This window comes from Mesorhizobium sp. M2A.F.Ca.ET.046.03.2.1 (assembly GCF_003952425.1).
Classification (GTDB): Bacteria; Pseudomonadota; Alphaproteobacteria; order Rhizobiales; family Rhizobiaceae; genus Mesorhizobium.
The window spans coordinates 4,686,739-4,708,963 of sequence record NZ_CP034449.1 but is presented as its reverse complement, the minus strand read 5'-3'; the positions used below and the strand labels follow the sequence as shown (position 1 = coordinate 4,708,963).

At 60.8% G+C, this 22,225-nt stretch carries 17 protein-coding genes; 3 read left to right on the top strand and 14 right to left on the bottom strand.

The annotated features are described in order from the left end of the window. Positions 1-202: 202 nt before the first annotated feature. The 3 genes from EJ072_RS22505 to EJ072_RS22495 all read right to left on the bottom strand — a co-directional run bounded on the left by EJ072_RS22505 (position 203) and on the right by EJ072_RS22495 (position 3,215). The gene (locus EJ072_RS22505; RefSeq protein ID WP_126081352.1) at positions 203-1,615 is read right to left on the bottom strand and encodes a hypothetical protein; all 1,413 of its coding nucleotides are present in this window, start codon (positions 1,613-1,615) and stop codon (positions 203-205) included. A 50-nt stretch (positions 1,616-1,665) separates the two neighbouring features. Next, complete coding sequence (locus EJ072_RS22500; protein ID WP_042639164.1) at positions 1,666-2,187, bottom strand: GNAT family N-acetyltransferase; 522 nt, start codon at positions 2,185-2,187, stop codon at positions 1,666-1,668. A 176-nt stretch (positions 2,188-2,363) separates the two neighbouring features. Continuing rightward, on the bottom strand, positions 2,364-3,215 hold the full coding sequence (locus EJ072_RS22495; RefSeq protein WP_245466950.1) for a hypothetical protein: 852 nt from the start codon (positions 3,213-3,215) through the stop codon (positions 2,364-2,366). 175 nt (positions 3,216-3,390) lie between these two features. Here EJ072_RS22495 and EJ072_RS22490 point away from each other — a divergent pair, with 175 nt between their 5' ends. After that, positions 3,391-4,806 carry an adenylate/guanylate cyclase domain-containing protein gene (locus EJ072_RS22490; protein WP_126081351.1) on the top strand — a complete coding sequence of 472 codons (1,416 nt, stop codon included), beginning with the start codon at positions 3,391-3,393 and terminating at the stop codon, positions 4,804-4,806. Here EJ072_RS22490 and EJ072_RS22485 read toward each other — a convergent pair. The 8 genes from EJ072_RS22485 to EJ072_RS22450 all read right to left on the bottom strand — a co-directional run bounded on the left by EJ072_RS22485 (position 4,791) and on the right by EJ072_RS22450 (position 15,833). Then, positions 4,791-5,300 (bottom strand): class I SAM-dependent methyltransferase, encoded by a 510-nt coding sequence (locus EJ072_RS22485; protein ID WP_126081350.1) that lies wholly within the window; start codon positions 5,298-5,300, stop codon positions 4,791-4,793. The two genes, EJ072_RS22490 and EJ072_RS22485, sit on opposite strands and share 16 nt — an antisense overlap. A 191-nt stretch (positions 5,301-5,491) precedes the next feature. Next, positions 5,492-6,673: an ABC transporter permease gene (locus tag EJ072_RS22480; RefSeq protein ID WP_126081349.1), complete on the bottom strand. Its 1,182-nt coding sequence runs from the start codon at positions 6,671-6,673 to the stop codon at positions 5,492-5,494. Further along, positions 6,670-7,668, bottom strand: coding sequence for an ABC transporter permease (locus EJ072_RS22475; protein ID WP_042639159.1), 999 nt, complete (start codon positions 7,666-7,668; stop codon positions 6,670-6,672). Before EJ072_RS22475 ends, EJ072_RS22480 begins: the two co-directional genes overlap by 4 nt. A gap of 2 nt (positions 7,669-7,670) precedes the next feature. Next, entirely contained in the window at positions 7,671-9,569 is a 1,899-nt protein-coding gene (locus EJ072_RS22470; protein WP_126081348.1) for an ABC transporter substrate-binding protein, read from the bottom strand. Beyond that, positions 9,566-11,461, bottom strand: a complete 1,896-nt coding sequence (locus tag EJ072_RS22465; RefSeq protein ID WP_126081347.1) for an ABC transporter ATP-binding protein — start codon at positions 11,459-11,461, stop codon at positions 9,566-9,568. Before EJ072_RS22465 ends, EJ072_RS22470 begins: the two co-directional genes overlap by 4 nt. A gap of 147 nt (positions 11,462-11,608) precedes the next feature. Then, a complete protein-coding gene (locus EJ072_RS22460; RefSeq protein ID WP_126081346.1) occupies positions 11,609-12,949 on the bottom strand; it encodes an adenylate/guanylate cyclase domain-containing protein in 1,341 nt (446 codons plus the stop codon). Positions 12,950-13,214: 265 nt separating this feature from the next. Continuing rightward, positions 13,215-14,558 carry a nucleotide sugar dehydrogenase gene (locus EJ072_RS22455; RefSeq protein WP_126081345.1) on the bottom strand — a complete coding sequence of 448 codons (1,344 nt, stop codon included), beginning with the start codon at positions 14,556-14,558 and terminating at the stop codon, positions 13,215-13,217. A gap of 114 nt (positions 14,559-14,672) precedes the next feature. Further along, on the bottom strand, positions 14,673-15,833 hold the full coding sequence (locus EJ072_RS22450; protein WP_245467377.1) for a DUF3095 domain-containing protein: 1,161 nt from the start codon (positions 15,831-15,833) through the stop codon (positions 14,673-14,675). A 93-nt stretch (positions 15,834-15,926) separates the two neighbouring features. On the opposite strand from EJ072_RS22450, the gene EJ072_RS22445 reads away from it, so the two are divergent. Further along, positions 15,927-17,015 (top strand): glycosyltransferase family 4 protein, encoded by a 1,089-nt coding sequence (locus EJ072_RS22445; RefSeq protein ID WP_126081343.1) that lies wholly within the window; start codon positions 15,927-15,929, stop codon positions 17,013-17,015. Beyond that, positions 17,012-17,788: a polysaccharide deacetylase family protein gene (locus EJ072_RS22440; protein ID WP_126081342.1), complete on the top strand. Its 777-nt coding sequence runs from the start codon at positions 17,012-17,014 to the stop codon at positions 17,786-17,788. Before EJ072_RS22445 ends, EJ072_RS22440 begins: the two co-directional genes overlap by 4 nt. Positions 17,789-17,838: 50 nt before the next feature. Here the strand turns inward: EJ072_RS22440 and EJ072_RS22435 are convergent, their stop codons facing one another. The 3 genes from EJ072_RS22435 to EJ072_RS22425 form a co-directional block, all read right to left on the bottom strand. Then, positions 17,839-18,693, bottom strand: a complete 855-nt coding sequence (locus tag EJ072_RS22435; protein ID WP_126081341.1) for an MBL fold metallo-hydrolase — start codon at positions 18,691-18,693, stop codon at positions 17,839-17,841. A gap of 75 nt (positions 18,694-18,768) precedes the next feature. Next, on the bottom strand, positions 18,769-19,218 hold the full coding sequence (locus EJ072_RS22430) for a cyclic nucleotide-binding domain-containing protein (protein ID WP_126081340.1): 450 nt from the start codon (positions 19,216-19,218) through the stop codon (positions 18,769-18,771). A 189-nt stretch (positions 19,219-19,407) separates the two neighbouring features. After that, positions 19,408-22,122, bottom strand: a complete 2,715-nt coding sequence (locus EJ072_RS22425; protein WP_126081339.1) for an ABC transporter ATP-binding protein — start codon at positions 22,120-22,122, stop codon at positions 19,408-19,410. Between the last annotated feature and the right edge of the window lie 103 nt (positions 22,123-22,225).

Sequence of the window (22,225 nt, the reverse complement as noted above, 5' to 3'; positions counted from 1 at the left end):
CCTCACTTGCGGCCGTGACGGGCATGATCTCGCCACGTACTTCACGGCCAGGGTATTCACACAAGGATGAACCGATCGCCGTCGACCGGCAAGCGCCAGCGCAAATGGGCATGGAGCGACCAGTATGGGTTCAAGGAGGCAGCCGGATCAGAGGCCAAGTTCACCGATAGGTCGCCGTCGGTTGGCGTTGCGCACTAGAAAATCAACCTGAATAGGGCCTGAAGCAAGGCTCAGGTCCCTTGATCTCCGCCCAGCCGATCTTGCGCCATCGGGAGTCTTCGCGGACCAGTTTCAGGTCGTCGGTCGTGTCGGCAAGTGTCCGCAAACTATATTGCCGGAGCAGTTCCGGGAAGAGCGCCCCTTCCGGCAGGCCGGCAAGCTGCTCGCGGACCGATATCTTTTCATCGATGACTCGCATGCCCCAGGCATTTTCGCGCACCTGCAGCTCCGCAGCCAGATCGCGCTCTTCCGGCACGTTTTCATCCAGCGCGGCCAGCAGGATCGAGTGGAAAAGCGCTACGTAGCCAATCTGTCTCAGGCCGCCCACGGCCCGCACGCGCGGCAATATGGCAAGGACGAGGAACATCAGGAACAGGTTCGGCAGCAGCACGCCATCCAGCAGCGCCTGCCTGAGATGCGGCCGCTCGAACGGGATGGAAAGACCGTGCGGCCTGTCAGGCTCGATCAGGTGTCCGTTGTCGAGGGCGAGCTTGCGCACGCGCTGCTCGCGGATGCCCCAGAAATAGTCCGTCGCATTGGGCAGGAATCTGCCAAACGGGCCCGATGCGGCCTCTTGCAACGCATGGTCGAGACGCTGGCGCCTTGCGGGCTGGGTGAGCAGCCTGGAAAGAAGGCTGCCGTCATATTCCAGATGCCGTGCCATGGCAGAAGCGGCGAGCCGATCATCGATGAAGACGGGAGCGGCCATGCCGGAACGATCCCAATTGGCGACCAGATCCTCATTGAGGGCCGTCAGCGCATCGGCGGCGGTTCCAAACACCTTGTCCTGGCTGGAAAGCAGTGTGCCCCGCCAGCGGCTGCCATCCGTTTCATCGCCAACCGCTTCGAGCGCGCGCTTGTTGAGGGAGACAGGACCGGCCACGCAGACGCTCTTGCGGCACAGTTTGTGGCGCCCCAAGCCAAACAGGTTGACCTTGTCGTCGCCGACATCGAGCCATCCCGGACCCTCCCGGCCAATGGTCTCCATGGTCATCGTCGTGCCCATGAAGCCGACGAAGGCCGACAGCCCGTTTTCTACCGCGCCGAGCCAGGCAAGCAGCAGGGCATCGAAGGTAATCCGATCCATCAGGAGGAGGCAGTGCAGGCCGGATTGAATCACCGGTCTGTGCTCGAACTCTTCGACGACCTTAGCGACTTCCTCAGGCTGCATAATTACGTCGAGGCGCTGACGCAGGACGTCGCGCAGGATCGAGCGGGCGGCGATCGCCGGGCCCGATACAGGCCTTGCCACCGGCCGCCACAGATGGCGGGCGTAATCGGAAACCGGTGCATTCCAGTTCTGCTCGATGTCGCGCACGACTTCAGGGCAGAGCAGCGACAGTACAGCCAGAATTTCCACCGGAGGCGTAGGGGTTGGATCGAAGACGGCGGTCATTGATCCCGTCTAGCCGCATGTGGTGCAAACGCCAAGGGAAACAGCGAATCTTAGAACCGCAGTCGGGCCATGCTCAGGAGGTCGTGGTACTGCCCGTCAGTAAAGCCGGCCTTCACATGCCGACCTTCGACCTCGAAGCCGTGGCTTGTGTAGAGACGGATGGCCGGTTCGTTGTCGGCATAGACGGTCAATTCGACCCGCTTCAGGGCCCGCCAGTTATCGGCCACGTCGAGCAGCGCGCCGAGTATGGCAGAGCCGATGCCCTTGCCGACAAAGGCATCGTCAAGGCCGATGTTGATCTCGCCGACATGCGAGCGGCGCGAACCCTGCACGACAAGGTTGCCATGGCCGACGACCTTGCCTTCCAGCTCCGCCACGATCCAGGTGGTTTCCTGGCCGGACTTGGCAATGCGCCGCTCCACCTGCTCCACCCGCTCGAAAGGCATCCTGAGAGTGCCCTGGCGAAAGCCCGGCATGTTGAAGATAGCGCAAAGCGCCTCCGCATCGCTTGGCCGGACGGCTCGAAGCTGCGGTTCGATTTTCTCGGAGGATGGCGAGGTCGTGCTGGTCATGGCGTTCCCGGCTAGAGCAATTCTAGGAAAGGTGTAAGCGGTTTTCCGCCCGGAATTGCGTCAGAACAACGAGATAGAGCAGTTCGCCGTTTCCTTTGAAACGGTGAAATGCTCTAGGGCGATCGGCCCGGCACGATGCACCGGACGTCACTCGAAAATCCAGTCGTCTCCATAGTCTATGATGCCGATTGCGAGCTAAAATACCGGAAGGCAGCGTAGAATTTGAAGACGCCGCTGAGACCGATCCAGCCGAAAAGGGCGAGCCAGCATAATGTCTTTGTTGCCGTCCAGTCGATCCGGTGCACCGCAGCGTCGGTGATGACCAGGCCAAGGATGGCTAGCAGGCCAACCAGAAGCTGCGCCAGACCGAGCACCAGCAATTCCTCGCGCGGAGCGTTTTTCCATAGGAGATACACGCCGCCGGCGCCGGCGAGGAAGATGGCGCTGTAGACCTGGGCGTGGAAGGGATCGACCGGCCACGGCCAGCTGCTGCTGACAACCCGGGGGAACAGCAACATGCCGACGCCGTATAGCCCAAGGATCACCGTTTCCGCTGACATGTAGCCGCGCCATGCGGGGGTTAAGGCCACGCCTTTTGCCGAAGGACGGGCCCTGGCCCGCCACAGGAACAGCCCGGATACCGCGGCCGAGGCAAGATAGACAAGGAACCAGAGCCAGGCCGCTTTTCGTTCGAAGTTGAAATAGCCGAGATTGATGAACGAAGCCGCCGACACGATGACGGTGAAAATGAAGGCCATGACGAGCACCAGCCTGCCGGGCGACCAGCGATTCCAGAACAAGAGCGCCGCCATCACCGCCATTTCGGCGGTGTAGAAGCCGCCGAGGAAGCGGGCGCTGAACGGCGTGACGGGCCACGGCCAGCGCGGCTTGACCAGCGTGGGCGCGAAAAACAGGCCGGCGCCCACGATCAGGACGACGATGACAGCCGCGGAGAAAAGGCGAAGGGCCCCTGGAAGCGGCGGATTGTCGGATTTCGGCATGAGAGAGAGCCCAAGATGAATGCCCATGGACCATCATAGTGCCGCTTGCAGCCGGTGAAAATCTGCCGAGTGGAATTGAACCGTCATCAGGCTTTGTTCTATTCGAATGGCCGTAGGGTCAATTTAGACGTAAAATGGAGCATTCGGACCAAAGCGCGGTCCAGTTAATACGCCTCGGGGCGGATTTTACGGAGCCTGCACGATGAACGAAGCTCAGGATCTGTTCTCGCTTCTGCGGCAAACGGCCGATGTCGATCCCCCGGCTGTTGACGCGATCAAGCGAGCCATTGCCGAGGGCGAGGACCGCGAACTTTGCCGCATCAATGTGCTCGCCTTCGCCAGCAAGCATGGCCTCGACGAGGAGCGCGCCATAGGCGCCTTTCTCCACGCCGCGCGGGTAGGCATCTTCGACATTTCCTGGAATGTTCTGTGCCCCGGCTGTGGTGGGGTGCTCGACACCAACGCCACGCTGAAAACCCTGCAGAAGGACGAATACACCTGCGCGCTGTGTTCCCAGGGCTATTCGCCGACGCTGGACGAGATGGTCGAGGTGACATTCACCGTCAGTCCCCGCACACGCAGGATTGCCGCCCACAATCCACACGAACTTCCTGCGGTGGAATATTTCCGCCAGATCTACTGGGCGTCCGGCGTCGACGTGCCGGAGGAGGGTTTCGCGCAAAAGATGGAAGAGTTCTCGCTGGAGGACATCGAGCTTGCGCCCGGTGAGAAGGCGGTTCTGCCGATACAGCTTCCGTCCGAATTCATCATTGTCTTCGAGCCGGTCACCCATTCAGCGCAGTTCATCGACGTGAAGGGCGAACCGACAAAGGAGCGCCGAAGCCTCTCTCTGGTCTTCGACCGCGACCATGTCCAGAGCCAGACGCTGGAGATGCAACCCGGCCCGTTGCGCATTTCGCTGGAAAATAGGACCGACACGCGTGTGTTGCCGGCAGTTTTCATCGCCGGCCATGAACTGCATGAATTTCTGGGGAAACGCCGACCCTTTCTCACCGCCAAGCGACTGCTGACCAACCAGACGTTCCGCGATCTCTATCGCACGGATACTTTGGCCGTCGACCAGCGCCTGAAGATCACCAGCCTGACTTTCCTGTTCACCGACCTGCGTGGATCGACCGCGCTCTACGAGCGTGTGGGCGACCTTTCGGCCTTCGATCTCGTGCGGGAGCATTTTCAGGTTCTGCAAGATATCGTCGCGGCGGAGGCGGGCGCGGTGGTGAAGACCATCGGCGATGCCGTGATGGCGACCTTCGCCACGCCAGATCGTGCGATTGCTGCGGCCCTCAGGATGCGCGATGCCATGCGCGCGCTCAACGACAAGAGTGGGCGCGAGGATCTGCTGCTCAAGATCGGTGTCCATGCCGGCCCCTGCATCGCCGTGTCCTTGAACGAGCGGCAGGACTATTTCGGCCAGACGGTCAACATTGCTTCGCGGGTCCAGAACCTTGCCAACGCACAGGCGATCTTCGCCACTCGTGCGGTGGTCGACGACAATCTCACCGCCGACCTGCTACGCAGGAAAGCGCTGAAGCCGGAGCCCCACGAGGTCTCGCTGCGCGGCATTGAGCGGGAGGTTGCTGTCTATATGATCCCCTGAAGACTTCTCGACCTCTCACAGTCGCCTATAGATAAATAACGGTCGGCGGGCACCGAAGGCGGCGGCGGGAGGCGTTCCAAGTGCGGGTGATCGAGCGGCGTGCCGCTGACGGCGATGCCGCCGACGCGAAGCAGGCGCGCGGTCAGGTCGGGAAGCCAGGTAGCGGTCACTGCGTCGCGATCTTCATACCCGGTGCCGATGTCGGCATGAAGAAGAGCGGCGTCGATGCCAATGAACCTGATCGCCGTCTCGCGTATTTCGCCGAGCACGAGGTTTTCAGCTTCGGGAATTGAGCTGGCGTGGGCGGCCAGTGCGCGGTCGAACGCCACGATCCGGCGTCCGGGCAGGCGCTCGCGCAGATGATGAAACGTCCGGCCATTGCCGAGGCCGAGCTCGAGGACAGGGCCCTCGATGGTCGCCACCTGCGCGCAGACTTGATCGAGAATGTCGCGCTGCGCGGTCAGCCTGCGGATGAAACTCTCGAGGCGACTCATTTGCGTTTGTGTGTCCTGAACCAGCTCAAGAGATCGGCAATGCCCGGGACCGGAACGGTTCGCGGGTGAAACCCGAGGGCGATGTATTAAACCCCGATCGAGCCTCGCGGCATATAGAGGCGAACGATGAACACTGCAACAACCGAACAGGCTGCGGACAAGGCGGCCCGGCGTACAGCAGGGTAACGATGTCACTTGTAAGGGTCTGCGGCGTCCCGCAGGCCGTCGCCGAGGAAGTTGAACGCCAGGATGACGAGAATGACGGGGAGGATCGGCAAAAGCAGCCATGGATAGAACGCGATCACGCTAACGCTGCGCGCCTCGGTGAGCAGGATGCCCCAGCTGGTTATCGGCGCCCTCAGGCCAAGCCCGAGGAAGCTCAGCGCCGTCTCGCCCAGGATCATGCCGGGGATGGAGATCGTCGCCGTCGCGATCAGATGCGACATGAAGCCGGGAATGAGGTGCCGGCGGATAATGCGGCTGCTGCTGGCGCCCATCAATTGCGCGGCCAGAACGTAATCCTCCTCACGCAAGGCTAGAAGCTTTGAACGCACGGCCCGCGCCAGCCCGGTCCAGTGGAGCAGCCCGAGGATGACGGTAATGCCGAAATAGATCAGAATCGGACTCCAGGTTATCGGCATGATCGCCGCCAGAGCCAACCATAACGGAATGCTGGGAATCGATTGCAGAACTTCGATAATTCGTTGAACGATCAGGTCGGACATACCGCCATGATAGCCGGCCAGCCCCCCGATGACGATGCCAAGGACGAAGCTGAAAGCGATGCCTACGAGGCCGATCGTCAGTGAAATGCGTGCGCCATAGATGATGCGCGAGAGCACATCGCGCCCCAGCCTGTCGGTGCCGGCCAGAAAGAGCTGGCCGTTTTCGGCAGGGCAGACAAGATGCCTGTCACCTTCGATCAGGCCCCAGAACCGGTAACTGTCGCCCTTGCAGAAGAAACGGATCCGCTGAACATCATCCTGCTTGTCCATATAGTTCCGCTTGAGCGTGTCCATATCCAGCGTCATCTGGCGGCCGTAGACGAACGGCCCGACGAACTGGCCGTTGTGGAACAGGTGCACCTGCTGCGGCGGCGAATAGATGTAGTCCATGTTGCGCGTGTGCAGATTGTAGGGCGCCAGGAACTCGCAGATCAGTATCCCGAGATAAAGCGCTACCAGGAATATGCCGGACATGAGGGCAAGCCGGTGCCGCCGGAATTTCCACCACATCAGCCGCAACTGCGACGCCTGAAAGACCTTCGACTGCTCCGGCGTCATCGCCTCGACCGACTGCAGGTCAAAGGGCGCAATGGAAACGTAATGTTGCAGCGGAGCACCCGGAGCGGGCAGCGGAGATTGCGTGTTCATTTGGTGCTGCCGCCCTGCAACCGAATTCGTGGATCAAGCAGCGCCAGCGCGAGGTCGGAAATCAGGACGCCGATGACCGTCAGGAAGGCGAGGAACATCAGGAATGACCCCGCCAGATACATATCCTGGCTTTGCAGCGCCTTGATCAGCATCGGCCCGGTCGTTTCCAAAGACAGCACGATCGCCGTGATTTCGGCGCCGGAAATGATGGCCGGCAGGATCGAGCCGATGTCCGAAATGAAGAAATTGAGCGCCATGCGCAGCGGATATTTGACCAGCGCCTTGAAGGGATGAAGGCCCTTGGCGCGCGCGGTCACGACATATTGCTTGTGCAGCTCGTCGAGCAGATTGGCGCGCAGCCGCCGGATCATGCTTGCCGTGCCCCCGGTGCCGATGATCAAGACCGGGATCCAGAGATGGGCGAGGATCGATTTCGCCTTGGCCCAGCTCATCGGCTCGCCGAGATATTGCGGGTCCATGAGATGGCCGATGGACGTGCCGAACCAGATGTTGGCGAAATACATCAGGATCAGCGCCAGCATGAAATTCGGAATGGCAAGGCCGAGAAGACCGAAGAAAGTCAGGCCGTAGTCGCCCCAGCTGTATTGATGGGTGGCTGAGTACATGCCGATCGGAAAGGCGATGAGCCAGGTGAAGATGATCGTGACGAAGGAAACCAAAATGGTCAGCCACATTCGGTCACCGATGACATCGCGAACCGGCAGCTCATATTCGAAGGAATAGCCGAAATCGCCGTGTAGCATTCCGCCGACCCAGTAGAAGTAGCGAATGACCGGCGGCTTGTCGAAACCATACTCCTTGCGCATCATCTGGATGCGATCGGAATCCACCGCTTCGCCCTGAGCCCGAAGCTCTGCAACATAGCTGTCGAAATAGTCGCCCGGGGGAAGTTCGATGATCGTGAACACCAGCGCCGATATGATCAGCAGCGTTGGAACCATCACAGCAATGCGCCAGACAATATATCGAAGCACGCTCAGGACTCTCCAAGCCAGAATGTGTCCATCATATAGACACCGAAATAGGCGGTCGGATCGTAGCCGTAGAGCGCCTTGTCAGGCAGATTGCGCAGCCTCGAGGACGCCAGAACCGGCTGATGCGTTCCGTTCACCGTGCCGATCGAAAACACCTGATCGGTGTAGATCGACAGCATTGAATTCCAGATTTCGGCGCGCTCCGCGGCTTCGGTCGAAACGTTCCAGCGCTTGAGCAAAGCCATCAACTCAACGACAGGCGGAAGATCGGGCGCCTCGCCGACCGTGCCGTGAGACAGGTAGTGAGCACCCCAGAGCGGCCATTGCAGCTGGTCGTCCATGGTGGGGGCCAACTGGGACGGGTTCATGTCGGCGGTCGGCACACCATTGTCGATACCCGACCAAATCGACATCATGATCTCGCCACCTAGCGCGCGGCTGCGGAAGATGTCTCGCTGCGAAGTCCGGACGAACAGGGCGATGCCGACCTGCCGCCAGTGATCGGTGATGAGTTCGAGCGCGTCCGTTTCCAGCGTGCTTTCGCCGGCCGTTTCCACGATGACCTGCGCCGGGCGTCCATCGGGAAGGATCCGCAGACCGTCATCGTCGCGCGCCTTAAGCCCGACCTCGTCGAGCAGGGCGTTGGCTCGGTCGGGATCGTGGGCGACCCAGGCTCTCGCGAATTCCGGCCGGTAAAGCGGGCTCTCCGGCAGGACTGTATCGGCACTTTCCTGCGCCAATCCATAGAACACGGCCAAGTTGATCTCGCGCCTGTCCACTGCGAGCGAAAGCGCGCGGCGCACGCGCACGTCGCGAAGAAGGTCACGCCACACCGGGTCGGCACAATTGAGGTTGGGCAGCAGCGCCAGCCGCGAACCCTGTGTGCGTTTCCACAGATGCATCTTCACCGGGTAGCGCTTCTCCGCGTCCTTCAGGAAGGCGTAGTCGGCAAAGTCGATTCCCATGCATTGCAGGTCGCTCTCGCCCGCACCGGTCTTGGCGGAAATGATCGCCGACGAGCTGACATTCATGACAACCCGGTCAATGTACGGCAGTTGCCGGCCATTCTCGTCTATTCGATGAAAGAACGGGTTCCGCTCAAAGACGAACTGCTCGGCCGGTGGCTTGGTCCGGTTCTGCCAGGGATCGAGCGTCGGCAGTTCCGGGTTCTCCGGGCGATACTGGCGCGACATGCGGATATGCAGGAGCGTCCATTTCTTGGCCCTGTTCTCCTCCATTAAGCCGGCAAGCCGGAATGGGTCCTGGTATTTCTTGTGGAACTGCTTGAGATAGGCGGCCGGCAGAACAAGCGATAGCGGCGAAGCGGCAGCGAGCTTGGGCAGGAAGTCGGGATTAGGCGCATCCCAGCTATAGCGGACTGTCAACGGATCGACGATCTCGAAGCGTGGCGGCTTGCCGTCCGCCAGCAGGGTCGGGGTGAGCCCGCCTTGCGTAAGCTCATCGTTCAGCCAGACATCTTCCCAGCAATAGCGAAAATCCTCTGGCGTCAGCAGGCTGCCGTCAGACCATTTATGTCCTTCCCGTAGCTTGAAAGTGAAGACACGATCGTCCGCCACGTCGAAACTTTCGAGAATATCGGGCTGCAGGTTGAGCTTTTCGTCATAGCCGACCAGGCGAGCATATCCGTAGATGGTCATCATCCGGATGTCTTTTTGGCTGCCGATGATCGTGCGCAGCGTGCCGCCGTACTGGCCGGGCTGCCGGCCCATCGCAGCGAGGTTCACCACGCGCGGGCTCTTGGGCAAGCGCTTGGCGAGTGCCGGCAGCGCCAGGGCCTTCAGCAGCGGCTGAAGAAATTCCGGCTCCAGATCGCCGGCGTGCAACGTGCTCGGCACAAATGCCGAAGCCATGAGTCCAAGGACGGTGCGCCGGCTGATCAATGGCGTAGCTCGCTGGCATCGGCCGAGCGTCGGGCCAGAACAAGGTGGCCGCCGCCAAGATCGAGCGGCGACAGCACGTCCTCTTCGCCCTCGTCGCGGAATTGCGGTCCCCATGCGCTGGTGTCGGAAGCGCCGCTGAGCTTCAGCGTCTTGAAATCCATCGGCCTGTCGAGATCGGGGAAAGGTACTGCGGCGACCAGTGAGCGCGTGTAGGGGTGGATCGGTTTCCTGAGCAGAATTTCGCGCGGCGCTAGCTCGACGATACGCCCCCCGCACATCACCGCGATGCGGTCTGCCATGTAGTCCACCACCGCCAGGTTATGGGATATGAACAGATAGGTCAGTCCCAGTTCCTTCTGCAGGTCCTTCAGAAGGTTCAGGATCTGCGCCTGGACGGAGACGTCGAGCGCTGAAACCGGCTCGTCGCAGATCAGCAGTTCAGGCCCCAGCGCCAACGCGCGCGCGATGCCGATCCGCTGACGCTGCCCGCCTGAGAAACTGTGCGGATAACGCTTGATGAAGCGCGGATCGAGCCCGATTGCCTGCATCAGGCTCTTGACCGTGGCTAACCGGGATGCGGCATTGCCACGCTGATGAATTTCCAGCGGCTCGCTCAAGATGTTCTCCACCGTCATGCGAGGTGAAAGCGACGAAACCGGGTCTTGGAAGACCATCTGGATTTTCGCGCGCAGCATGTGCAGGGCGTCTCCCTCGCCTGCCAGGACGTCGATCGGTCGATCGCGGCTGTTGAAGATCACAGAACCACCGCTAGGGGTGACAGCCCGCATGAGGATCTTGCTGACGGTGGTTTTGCCGGAACCGCTTTCGCCGACCAGACCCAGGCATTCACCCCGCTTGATGTCGAAGCTCACGCCGTCGACGGCGCGAACAGAGGTTTGATGATCCCCACCGAACCATCCGGACTTGCGGATGGTGAAGGTCTTTGTCAGATCCCTGACCGACAGCAGGATGTCGTCCGGCCCCTTCGATGCCGGCGCGGTCTGCTTGCCGAGCAGGTTTCCGACATTCACCGGCACCTCGCGCAGCGCCTTTAGCCTTTCGCCAGGCTTCAGGTCGAAATGCGGAACGGCTGCCATCAGGCCCTTAAGGTAAGGATGGCCTGGCCGGCGGAATATCGCCTCGACGGGTCCCGCCTCCATGATCTCGCCATGGTACATGACCACCACCTCGTCGGCGACATTGGCGACCACGCCGAGGTCGTGCGTGATCAGCAGCATCGCCATGTTCAGCTTGGTCTGAAGCCCGCGCAGCAATTGCAGGATTTGCGCTTGGATGGTGACGTCCAACGCCGTCGTCGGCTCATCGGCGATCAACAGGGCGGGCCGGCAGATAAGCGCCATGGCGATCATGGCGCGCTGACGCAATCCTCCGGAAAGTTCGAAGGGATACATGTCATAGGCGCGCTTGGGATTGGGAAAGCCGACAAGGCTGAGCATTTCCTCGGTCCGCGCCTTGCGCTCCGCCCGAGCCATGGGCGTATGAATCTGCAGGGATTCGCTGACCTGGTTGCCGATCGTGTGCAGCGGCGACAGCGATGTCATCGGCTCCTGAAAGATTTTGCCGATGCGGCTGCCTCTCAACGCCCGGATTTCGGGCCCATCACGCGACATCTTGAGGATATCCTGCGTCGTGCCGGGCTTTTCAGGATCGGAAAACAGGATCCGGCCGCGAACATGGGCTGTGTTCGGCAAAATGCCCATCACGGCCTGGCTGAGAACCGATTTTCCGGAACCGGACTCGCCCACAAGCGCGGTAACCTTACCGGGCAGGACGCGAAGATTTGCGCGCCTGACGGCATGCAACGGCCCCCCCATGATGGCAAAAGAGATGCCAACGTCTTCGATCCGCAGCAGATCGACACTCGAATTCATCTTCACACCAGCCCCACTCTGGCAGCTCTCCAGAAAGCGAGACTAGCGCATTGCCAGCGCAGAGCAACTTGGATTCGAAGCGGTCGTCAGTGGCGGAACCGACGACCGAACTGGCTACCAAAGGCGATCGGGCCAGATCGCGGCGGTTTACTGGAGCTTACTCGGGTCGCCCGCCGCCATCCGCGCGGCGTCGCGGTGAAGCAGCATGACCTGCTCGGCGTCCGATCTTCGGCCGTGAATCGGCTCCGGCGCACCGTCTTCATCGAGTGCGAGAGCTCCCGACAGATCTGGTGAAAGCACCGTCAGCTTCTGCTTGATGCCAGCCAGTTCCTCGTTGCCGAGCGTCAGCCATTTGTTGGCACCGCAATAGCCGGCGAAGTCTTTGCTGGCCAGAACGCTATGCGGATATTTCTTGGTCAGGGTCTGAAGGCGCTGGACCTCGTTCACAGCCGAGCCGAAGACAGAGAATGTGAGCCGGTCGGTAAGCCCGACATTGCCAAACATCACATTGCCGACATGCAGGCCGATACCAAATTTGATGTCGGACAACCCCTGCTCTTTTCGGCGCAGGTTGAGATCCATCATGCGCGCGCTGGCCTTGTGCGCGGCCGCAAGAGCAGCCTGGCAGGCGATCTCGGACTGCGAACGGTGCCTTTCGCAAGGGTAGACGGCAATGAAGCCATCACCAATGAAACTCATGATCTGCCCGCCGTTGCGATTGAAAGGTGCGGCAACGGCGTCGAAAAACTGGTTCAGCGTATCGATATAGACTTCGCGGCCGGAAGTTTCGGCAAGCCTCGACGACCCGCGCATATCTCCCATTACCAGTGCGGCCCGGATTGTATCGCCCTCGCCGCGCTTGATCTGGCCGTCAAGCACGCGCCTGCCAGCGTCGCCGCCGAGATAGGTGGTCATCATGTTGTCAGCGAGCTTGGTGAGCACCGCCATCTTGGTGGCGATAGCGAGATGGCTCTGGATGCGCAGCAGCGCCGAAATCATGCTGTCGCTGAAGCCCGCGGCGCTGTCGGTGGACCAAGACCCCATCATGCCCTGACTGGTGTTGCCGCTGAAGGGATGGACGAAAGCCATGTAATCGGTGATGCCCATAAGCCGGAGGTCATCGAAAACAGGAAACTCCGATAGCACCGACGGGTCGAGCCGGCGTCGCAGATGGTCGAGCTTATTGCTGAGCAGATGGTAGTATGGACTGGTCAGGAATCTTTCAGACGGCACACCGGCCTCCTTGCGGAAGCCTTCCACTTCCATGCCCTGGCCGCGAACCCAGGTGAAGCCAAGCGCGTCATAGAGCGGATGGAGCATCGAGAAGCTCAAATGCACCCGCTTCAGCGGCAGGCCGGCAGCAGCCAGCCGTTCGCAAAAGCCATTTACCAATGCTTCCAGGTCGTTGCCCGCCAGCGCCGATTCGTTCAGCCAATCGGCAACCTTATCCATGAGGATGGTGGAGATTTCTGCGTACGATGTGCTCATGCTATCCCGAAACCCGTCGGAAGACGGAACCATTATCTTCTGATCTGTCATAACACAGTCCGTCAACGACCCAACGATAAGACACCCGAAGTCAACAAGCCGGCCTCGGCGGCAAAAGCGGCGAAGAATATCCCGGATGACTACCCTTGCGGCCAAGGGGAAGGCGTAAATGCATCTGTATTCCGTGGCGTTATGTGGCGAGTCAGCCGACGCAGTGCAACCACGATCCTGACACCGTGCAAGAAATTCGCCGGCTCAGATGCCGTCAGGCCTTCACCACCGTCTCTCGGTCTAGCCCGAGGCGGCCAAAAACATTGCGCGTGTCGACGATCAGAGGGGCGTGATCAGCGATCGTGTGATAGTCGATCGCGTCGTGGTCGGTTGCAACGACGACAGCATCGAAATCTTTCAGGGCCGCCTCGGTCAATTCGACCGAGCGGCGCCCCTTGATCGCCATATGCTCTCGTGTGGTCGGTATCTCGATAACATGCGGATCGTGGAATTCCGCCTTGCCGCCCCAATCCTCGATGAGTTCAATGAGCCGCAATGAAGGGCTTTCGCGGATATCGGGCACATTCTTCTTATAGGCGAGCCCCACGATGAGAATGCGCGAGCGGCTGAGCGCCTTGCCGCAGCGCTGGTCCAGCGCCTTCGCCAGCTCATCGACCACATGACGCGGCATGGCCGTGTTGATCTCTGCCGCGAGCTCGATGAAGCGGGTCGGCAGTTCGTATTCGCGCGCCTTCCACGTCAGGTAGAAGGGATCGATCGGAACGCAGTGCCCGCCAAGGCCGGGGCCAGGATAGAACGGCATGTAGCCGAAGGGCTTGCTCTTTGCCGCCTCGATCACCTCCCAGATGTCGATGCCCATCGCACCGAGCACGACCTTCAACTCGTTGACGAGAGCTATGTTGACCGAGCGGAAGATGTTTTCCGTCAGCTTGACCGCTTCGGCGGTCGCGGTGGTCGAAACCGGAACGACGGTCTTGACCACGCCATGGTAGAAGGCCTGCACGAGCGTCGCCGCTTCAATGCCGTCGCCTGCCACGACCTTAGGAATCGTCGCGACTTCAAAGCTGCGGTTGCCGGGATCCTCGCGTTCGGGCGAGAAGCCGAGGAAGAAGTCTATCTTCGACCGCAAGCCGGTTTCTTCCAATATGGGCTTGATCACGTCGTCGGTGGTGCCGGGATAGGTGGTCGATTCCAGCACGACGAGCTGGCCTGGACGCAGATGCTTGGCGATGGTGCCTGCTGTGTTCCTGACAAAGGAGAGATCCGGCTCACGGTTTTTCGTCAGCGGTGTCGGAACACAGATGATGATGACCTCGCAGACGGCCAGTTCCGCAAAATCCGCAGTGGCGCGGAACCGTCCGCTCGCCACCTGGCCGGCAAGGGCTGTCGACGTCACCGCCTCGATGTAGGATTGGCCGTTGTTGAGGCTCTCGACCTTGTGGGCTTCGATGTCGAAGCCCGAAACCGGGAAGCCCGCGCGTGCTACCGCAACCGCCAGCGGCAATCCGACATAGCCCAGTCCGATCACGCCGACTTGCGCGGCGCGCGTCGAAATCCGGTTTAGAAGATGGTCATATATCGATCGTGAGGCGTCCAAAAATCTGCTTTCCCGTCAATTCGGACAGGCTTGTCCGTTCCCGTGGCGAGGCTCACTTGGTCCCAGGACCATACCGGAGGCATATTGCGGAAGATCGGTTTCCGCAAGCCGTCATCAAACCGGCACCTTCGCCTTCAGGCTTGCGGCAGCCATCGCATAGCCGCCGGCAGCGCCATCGATGAAATGAAGGTGATCGCGCTGCAGCGGCGAAGCGACGAGACATGTCATCAAGGCCGATTTCTGGCGGTGCAGGCCATAGGTGCAGATGCCCGCCTGTTCCGCCTGTTTCAGCCGGTTTTCGATCCGTTGCAAGACATCGGCGTCAACATCGATGGTCATCTTCAAGCCGTCGTCGAACTTCCGGAAGTCCGAATTGCTGGCCACTTCACGTTTATAGACCTTCGGATCGAAACCGCCGATCGTCCAGCCACATCGATCGGTGACAGCCGTAAGCGTCATGAGGAACACTACCCACAGCTTCGTCAGCCACCGCCGTCCAGCCGGCCCCGTGGCCCGCGCCTCGAGATCGAGACCGGCGGGCAGTAAACTGTAGGCCGGCCCGTCCGCCGGTACGGGGTGGCCATCGCGCTCCTGCCTGCCAGCAAGGGCGATGATGTCGGAAACCAGCAACTGAAAGCCGCGCAAGTCGCGTGACGCCCCTGGTATGGCTATGATCGAGACGATTTCGCCATGTCGGGCCTCGATCGGGTTCCAGCGGCAGGAGAGGCCGGTCAGGTCCGGCCGCGCGCCGGCCGGCGCGGGATCGATGCCGTAGCGCCCCGCTTTCATCTCGGCTTCCGCCCAACTGCCGCCACCGCCGGCGAACATGGCATAGAAGACCGCTTCGGAGGCCTGGAACCTCGCCACGCGAACGTCGAGCCCTTGCGCTCTTATATCCCTTATCGGCACGATTGCGGCACGCAGGGCTAGGTCCAGTTCTTCCGCCACCCATCTCTGGACAGCGGCAAGCGCGTTGCGGGCGATCTCCAGCGCCGAGCCGGGAAACGCCACGAGCGCGCCGTCGCCGCCGAAGACAAAGGGAAAATCTTGCCGACCCAGCGCATTGAGCAGCGCCGAAATGACGCTGGCGCCGGCCATATTGACGGTTTTATAGCGCCCAGCCTCGATCGCCTTGGTCGAGCCGACGATGTCGGCGGTGGCCAGCGCCCAGTCATCGGGGAGAGGCCGATAGTTGTCGATATCGGCAACGCTTTCGAACTTTGCGAAGACCGGCAGAGAAGCGACAAACGGGTCGGACGCGGCAGCTGTTTCCATGGGCATCAGATAGCATATTCCACTGCTTGAAGGGTGAAGTCGATCATGCTTCGAAATTGACTTGCGGCGGCTTTCTGATGATAGGGTCCGGCGATGCGAATTGCCTTCTACGCACCACTGAAGTCACCCAATGATCCCGTTGCCTCCGGCGACCGCCAGATGGCACGGACGCTGATCAAGGCGCTGGAGCACGTGGGGCATCGCGTCGAACTGGCATCCGAATTGCGCTTCTATCTACGCGAACCGGAGCCGAAAAGTTTCGATGCGCGCAAGATCGAGGCCCGGGAAGAAGCCGCGCGGCTGACAAGGCTTTGGGCTCGTGACGGCAAGCCCGATCTCTGGTTCACTTATCATCCCTATTACAAGGCGCCCGACCTGATCGGGCCCGAGCTGACGGCGGCCTTTGCTGTCCCCTATGCGACAGCGGAAGCCTCCTATTCGAGGCGGCGCAACGCCGGTTTGTGGGCTGATACGCAAGCTTTGGTGGCGCGAGCCGTCGAACAGGCGGCGCTGAACATCTGCTTCACGCAAAGGGACCGCCAGGGACTGGCGGATGCGGTACCCGGCGCCACTTTCGGCATGCTTTCGCCCTTCATCGACACATCGGCATTCCGTGAAACGCCGGCACGGGGTTGTCCGACACGCCTCGTTACTGTCGCCATGATGCGCCCGGGCGACAAACTCGAAAGCTATCGCATGCTGGCGCAAGCGCTCGGCTCGATCGGTCACCTGCCCTGGACCATGTCGGTCGTCGGGGACGGGCCTGCCCGTGACGAGGTCAAAGCGCAATTTGCCGGCTTGCCCGCCGAGCGTATCGAATGGCTTGGCGCGATTGAGCCGGCCGCCGTGCCGGATGTCCTCTACAGTGGCGGAATTTACGTCTGGCCGGGTTTCGGCGAGGCCTATGGCGTTGCCTATCTTGAAGCGCAGGCCGCCGGCCTGCCGGTGGTGGCTCAGGACATCGCCGGCGTGCCGGAGGTCGTGCGGGATGGCCGGACCGGGTTCCTGACCCCGCCGGGCGATTTGACGGCGTTCGCTTCAGCCATTGAAAGGCTTCTGGCCCGCAACGACGAAAGAACCGTCATGGCCGCAGAAGCCAGACGTTTCATCCTCGAAGAACGCTCCCTCGGTGCTGCGGCAGCGCGTCTCGCCGAACTTCTTGCGAAGATCCCGGTTTCATGACGTCCGATCAGATCTGGCAACCCTTGGTGAAAGAACTGGCGCGCTGGCAGCGGGCGGACCGCAAGGCAGAGTTCTGGCTGCGCGATGATGACGCCGTGGATCCGACGGCTGCGCTTGATCGGCTGCTCGACCTCACCGGTCAATTCCCAATTCCGGTCACTCTGGCCGTCATTCCGGCCCTGACTGATGGGAAGCTGGTCGCCCGGCTTGACGAGGCGCCGCATGCCACAGTCGCCATCCATGGCTGGGCGCACCGAAATCATGCGTCGGAGGGCCAGAAAAAGCAGGAGCTCGGCCCGCAGCGGCCACGCGAGGCGGTGCTCGATGATCTGGCTCGCGGGCTGTCGCGCATAACCGGCCTGCACGGCGCACGTGCCGTTCCGATGCTGGTGCCGCCCTGGAACAGGATCGACGCCGGCTTGGTATCCGAGCTTGGATCGATGGGATTTGCGGCATTGTCGGTCTATGGGCCGCCGAAGCCGGCTTCGCTGGCGGTCGTCAACAGCAATGTCGACATCATGGACTGGCATGGCACGCGCGGTTGCCGCGATCACGGCATATTGGTTCAGGCCATCATCGCGCAATTGCGACAGGCATTCGACGGCGGCGAACCGGTCGGCGTGCTCGCCCACCATCTCGTACACGATGAATCGGCCTGGCTTTTCCTGGAACGGCTGTTCACGGTCACCGCACAGACTGAAGCCTGCGCATGGCTTCCGATCAGGACATTGGTCAGGCGCGGCGCCGGTAGAGCAATTCCAGGAAAAGTGTGAGCGGCTTTCCGTCCGGAATTGCGTCAAAACAAGAAGAGAGAGGAAACAGCTCAGCGCGCTTTGTGCGATAAGACTGGAAATTCGAGCGTCTGGCCATCCCGCGCGGCGAAAGCGCCGGCAAACCTGTCCTTGGCCAGTTTCTCCATCTCGTCCAACTCATTGTCGGTGCGTGCCGGATCGTGGTGAACCAGCGCAAGCTCCCGCGCGCCGGCCGCCTCGCAGAGCTTGACCCCCTGTTGCCATGTCGAGTGCCCGTTGCCGCGGTAGCGCTCCATTTCCTCCTCGGTGTAGGTGCAATCGTAAATGACGAGGTCGGCATCTTCGATGAGGTCGAGGACCGCCTGATCAAGCTTGCCCGGCTCGTGTTCGGTGTCGGTGATCACCGCCACGACGCGGCCGCCCCATTCGACCCGATAGCCTATACAGCCACCGGGATGGGTTAGGCTGCCGGTTCGGATCACCACCCCTTCGCGCGGCCGAAGAACGTCTCCTGATACGAAATCGCGGTAGTCGAGGCTTGCCTTGCAGACGTCCAGTCTCACCGGAAACCAAGGCGGCCGCATGAACTCATCGACAATCTGCTGAGTCGTCATGCGTCCTGCAAGATGCCCGGACCAAAGCCTGACTTTGACGCTGCGGTCGTAGATCGGCTTAAAAGCCGGCAGCCCGATGATGTGGTCGTAATGGCAGTGGGTGAAAAACAGGTCGAAATCGGTTACGCCCGACGCCCGAAGCGCTCGGCCGGCAGGCGGCAGGCCAGAGCCCGCGTCGAAGAGAATCGTATGCTTACCGCATCGCATCTCGATGCAGATCGTGTTGCCGCCATAGCGGGAGAATTCTGGCCCCGATACCGAAATGCTGCCGCGCACCCCCCAAAACTTGACCAGGAAAACCTCGTCCTCCATGCTGCTCCTTCGCGGTCCAGTCGCCCATGCTAGCCGGAGCCATCACGACGGCGAGGATTAAGTGCGCGTCACTGGTTACTTGGCGCTCCGTGCGTCGATCAGATCCGCGGTCGTATGGCTTAGGCGATCGGCGAGGACCCGCACCATTTCGATGGTCATTTCCGGGAACTCCCTCATGAGCCTCAGGAAATGATCCTTGCGAATTCTCAAAGCTTCCACCGGACTTGCAGCTCTGACGGTGGCCGTGCGAGAGCTGTTGCACAATATGGCGATCTCGCCAACGATCGAATTTGGCAGCAGTTCGGCAACTTTTATCGGTCCGTTGTCGGAATCGACCAGAATATCCGCCTTGCCTGAAAGGATGACATAGGCGGCATCTCCCTCGTCGCCTTGCCGGAAAAGAATCTGGCCGGCGCTGTAGCTGACGCGATCGGATGTGAACGCAAGCAGCTTGAGCTTTGCCGACTCAATGCCGGAGAACAAGGGAACGCGTTGCAGCATTCCAACCTCATCCTTGAGCAGCATTGTCGCAAACCTCCCAAAATTCACGTCTGCCAGACTAGAACAACCCACGCCCAGATGAAAACAATTCCGTTTCCAGGTGGCAATACGAGCCGCTTGAGGTAGCGAGCCCAATCAGCCGGAACTCTCAATCCCTTGACCTTGCAGCGAGTTTCCCACCGGCGGAAGGATTCCATCTGAATGTCCAATGCTCTATGAGAGCAGTTCCTTGAAAATACCGCCCCCGGCCAAAAGCGTCTCGTGTGTTCCGTCTTCCACCAAACGACTCGAGTCGAAGACGACAACGCGATCGAACATCATCGCCATTGCCGGATTCGTCACGACGCACACAATTGCCGGAGAACGGCCGTCGCGCCTGGCTTCCTCGAGCACGTTTTGCGACACCTTGTCCTGTACGCGCTGGTCGAGCGCCGACAGCGGCCGGTTGAGAATGAGAAAATCGGGCCGCTTGAGCAGGGCTCGGGCAACATCGAGCTTCTGTCGCTGCCCAGCGGTCAACCGCCTGCCGCCGGCGCCGACATTGAAGTCCAAACCGACATCCAGCAGTTCGGCATAAAGCCCCAATTCATCAAGAATGTCATAGACGATGGAGCGTATGCGATCCGGCGCGTCGGGATGATTGCTACCCAGACGCCCGAATAGGACATTGTCCATGACCGTAGCCGCGGCAATGTATCTGGCGGGATCGTAGCGTTCGACCGCATTTTGCAGCTCGGGCGGCAGGTTTTCATAAAATCGATTGCGTGCGGCAACGATCTTGTTCATCAGTTCGTCGCCCAGCAGGCCGAAGCGATGCCGGGGCTCGATATAAGCAAAGCTCAGGGTGACGATCATGGCGCGGTCGTTCTCCGAGACCGTCTCGTAGGGACGGTTCTTGAGCCGTTGCAGCAAGGTTTCGTAGGCGGGTATCTCCTCGGCGCTCATGAAGGCGAGCTGCTGGAAGAACTGGTGATCGGGCGGCAGATCGGCAAACAGCTCGATCGATTGTTCGGCGATATTCAGGCCCATCTCGTAGAGCGTGCGATCGAGGCCGGCTTGCCTCAGCACGGAAGCAAAATAGGAATTTGCCGCCAGAGCCTTGTCGGCAAGCTCCGGGCCGGCGGCAGCGCCGAAGAGCAGGTTCTGGCCGATCGTTGCTTCCTTGTTGTAGGCGCCCGGCTCGAAAGGAACCACCAGTTCGTTCAATCCTTCATTTTCCAACCGGGTTCGCAGCGCCGCACGCAGTTCGACGATCCGCCCGGCAAGCTTGGTGTGACGCGTGAGGTCGGCCGAAGAACGCAAGCCTAGATCCAGAATGTCGCGCGACAGAAGAACTGCGTCGAGCACCTGGCGCACGGCTTCAAAGAGGTCGTGCGGGCCGGTAGCGCCGACGGAAGCATAGTCGATCCAGTCGCTGTGGACATCAAGGTCCGGGTTGCCCGACCGGCGCGCCTCGTGAATGTTCCAGCGGTGCTGGTCCGCCGCGGCACCGTCATAAGTCACCGATGTCAGCGGCGCATGCTTCAATCCGTAGAGCAGATTGTCGCGGAGGCTTGCCTGGAACAGGAAAACATCGGACGAGGCATAGGACATGCGCCGGCCGGTCACTGCTTCAGGGAGTTCAAGCAGGTCGTCGGCACCCGAAGCGACCTTTCCGCTTTCCGGCCAGCTCAGCCGCGCGAAGGCCTCTGCAAGCGCCTCCGCTCCACCTGTTGAGGTGCTGACCAGCGCCACCGTCTCACCGGGGTTCACCTGCAGAGAGACCCGGTCGAGGAGCATTGCACCGCCATCGTCTGCCATGGACAGACCGATCGCCGACAGAGGTTTGGTCATCGGACCGGGATCATCGATCGTCAGTGCGCCGATTTGCGGCGCAATGAGACCCTCGACGGTGAATTGTTCGACGACCTGCTGGTATTTGACCTGGACATCCTGCCGATCCTGATCCCAGTCGATCAGTTCCTTCATCGGTCCGGGCAGGTCCTTGTAGGCGCCGATCACGGCCACGAGCTGGCCAACGTCCAGCCGGCCATGGATGACCAGGTAACCGCCGACCATGTAGAACAGAAAGGGCGTGATCTGCGCGAGAAAATTGTTGAGGAACTTCACCATGAATTTCCATTGGTAAAGATCGAAGCGGATCTTGAAGATGAGCCCGAGCCGGGCAGCTATGTCGGCGCGCTCGTAGTTTGATGTATCATGGACGTGAACCGCGCCGATGCCGTCGACGATTTCGCCGACGCGGCCCGATAGCGCGCGCGCCGTCAACTGCCGTTTACGCCCGAGCACGATCAGCCGCCGCCGCATTCGCGGGATGAGCACGATCTGGATCAAAACGATTACGGCGGCGATCATTCCGAGCCAGAAGTTCTGGACCACGATGAACAGCATGGCCGTCACCGCCTGGCCGCCGAGCAGCACCGGCTGCAGGAAAGCATCGCCGATGAACCCGCCCAGCGGCTCCACCTCGTCCTTCACCATGGTTGCCACCTCGGCGGATTTCACGCGCTTGAAATAACGCGGCGGAAACCGCAGCACACGATCGACCAATTCGAAGCGGATACGGCGCAGCATGCGTTCGCCGAGGCGGCCCTTGTAGGTGTTGATGTAGAATTTGAACAGGCCGTTGATGATGACCAGCAGGAGGAACACGAGGCTGAGGGCAAACAGCGTCGTCGTGCGGTCGAGCTGAAAGCCAGGAAAGAACTGGACCTCTCCGATGAACGGCAGGTTGTAGTGCAGCCTCATGAATGGCTGGGTCGCGCCCGGTTGCTCGAACCCCTTGCCTTGGATCGGGCCGTTGACGATCAGCTTCGGCAGGTCAAAGGACATGAAATACGGGATCATCGAAAGCAAGACGATAACCAATATCCAGAGCTGCTGCTTCTTGGTGTGCGTCCAGATATAGCGAGCTAGGCTGGGTTCCATATGCGACTGTGAACCTTCAGTTCAAAGAACAAAGTAAAAGCATCGGCTGGTGGACGGCGCATCGGCAATCATCGCCGGCGACGCGTTCGAAGCCTGCGAGGCG

Excerpts from the sequence above, each read along its gene's own strand:
- EJ072_RS22450 (WP_245467377.1), bottom strand. The coding sequence starts at position 15,833 with ATGGAAACAGCTGCCGCGTCCGACCCGTTTGTCGCTTCTCTGCCGGTC.
- EJ072_RS22460 (WP_126081346.1), bottom strand. The coding sequence starts at position 12,949 with ATGAGCACATCGTACGCAGAAATCTCCACCATCCTCATGGATAAGGTT.
- EJ072_RS22440 (WP_126081342.1), top strand. The coding sequence starts at position 17,012 with ATGACGTCCGATCAGATCTGGCAACCCTTGGTGAAAGAACTGGCGCGC.
- EJ072_RS22505 (WP_126081352.1), bottom strand. The coding sequence starts at position 1,615 with ATGACCGCCGTCTTCGATCCAACCCCTACGCCTCCGGTGGAAATTCTG.
- EJ072_RS22495 (WP_245466950.1), bottom strand. The coding sequence starts at position 3,215 with ATGGGCATTCATCTTGGGCTCTCTCTCATGCCGAAATCCGACAATCCG.
- EJ072_RS22465 (WP_126081347.1), bottom strand. The coding sequence starts at position 11,461 with ATGAATTCGAGTGTCGATCTGCTGCGGATCGAAGACGTTGGCATCTCT.
- EJ072_RS22490 (WP_126081351.1), top strand. The coding sequence starts at position 3,391 with ATGAACGAAGCTCAGGATCTGTTCTCGCTTCTGCGGCAAACGGCCGAT.
- EJ072_RS22430 (WP_126081340.1), bottom strand. The coding sequence starts at position 19,218 with ATGCTGCTCAAGGATGAGGTTGGAATGCTGCAACGCGTTCCCTTGTTC.
- EJ072_RS22445 (WP_126081343.1), top strand. The coding sequence starts at position 15,927 with ATGCGAATTGCCTTCTACGCACCACTGAAGTCACCCAATGATCCCGTT.
- EJ072_RS22485 (WP_126081350.1), bottom strand. The coding sequence starts at position 5,300 with ATGAGTCGCCTCGAGAGTTTCATCCGCAGGCTGACCGCGCAGCGCGAC.
- EJ072_RS22500 (WP_042639164.1), bottom strand. The coding sequence starts at position 2,187 with ATGACCAGCACGACCTCGCCATCCTCCGAGAAAATCGAACCGCAGCTT.
- EJ072_RS22435 (WP_126081341.1), bottom strand. The coding sequence starts at position 18,693 with ATGGAGGACGAGGTTTTCCTGGTCAAGTTTTGGGGGGTGCGCGGCAGC.
- EJ072_RS22425 (WP_126081339.1), bottom strand. The coding sequence starts at position 22,122 with ATGGAACCCAGCCTAGCTCGCTATATCTGGACGCACACCAAGAAGCAG.
- EJ072_RS22480 (WP_126081349.1), bottom strand. The coding sequence starts at position 6,673 with ATGAACACGCAATCTCCGCTGCCCGCTCCGGGTGCTCCGCTGCAACAT.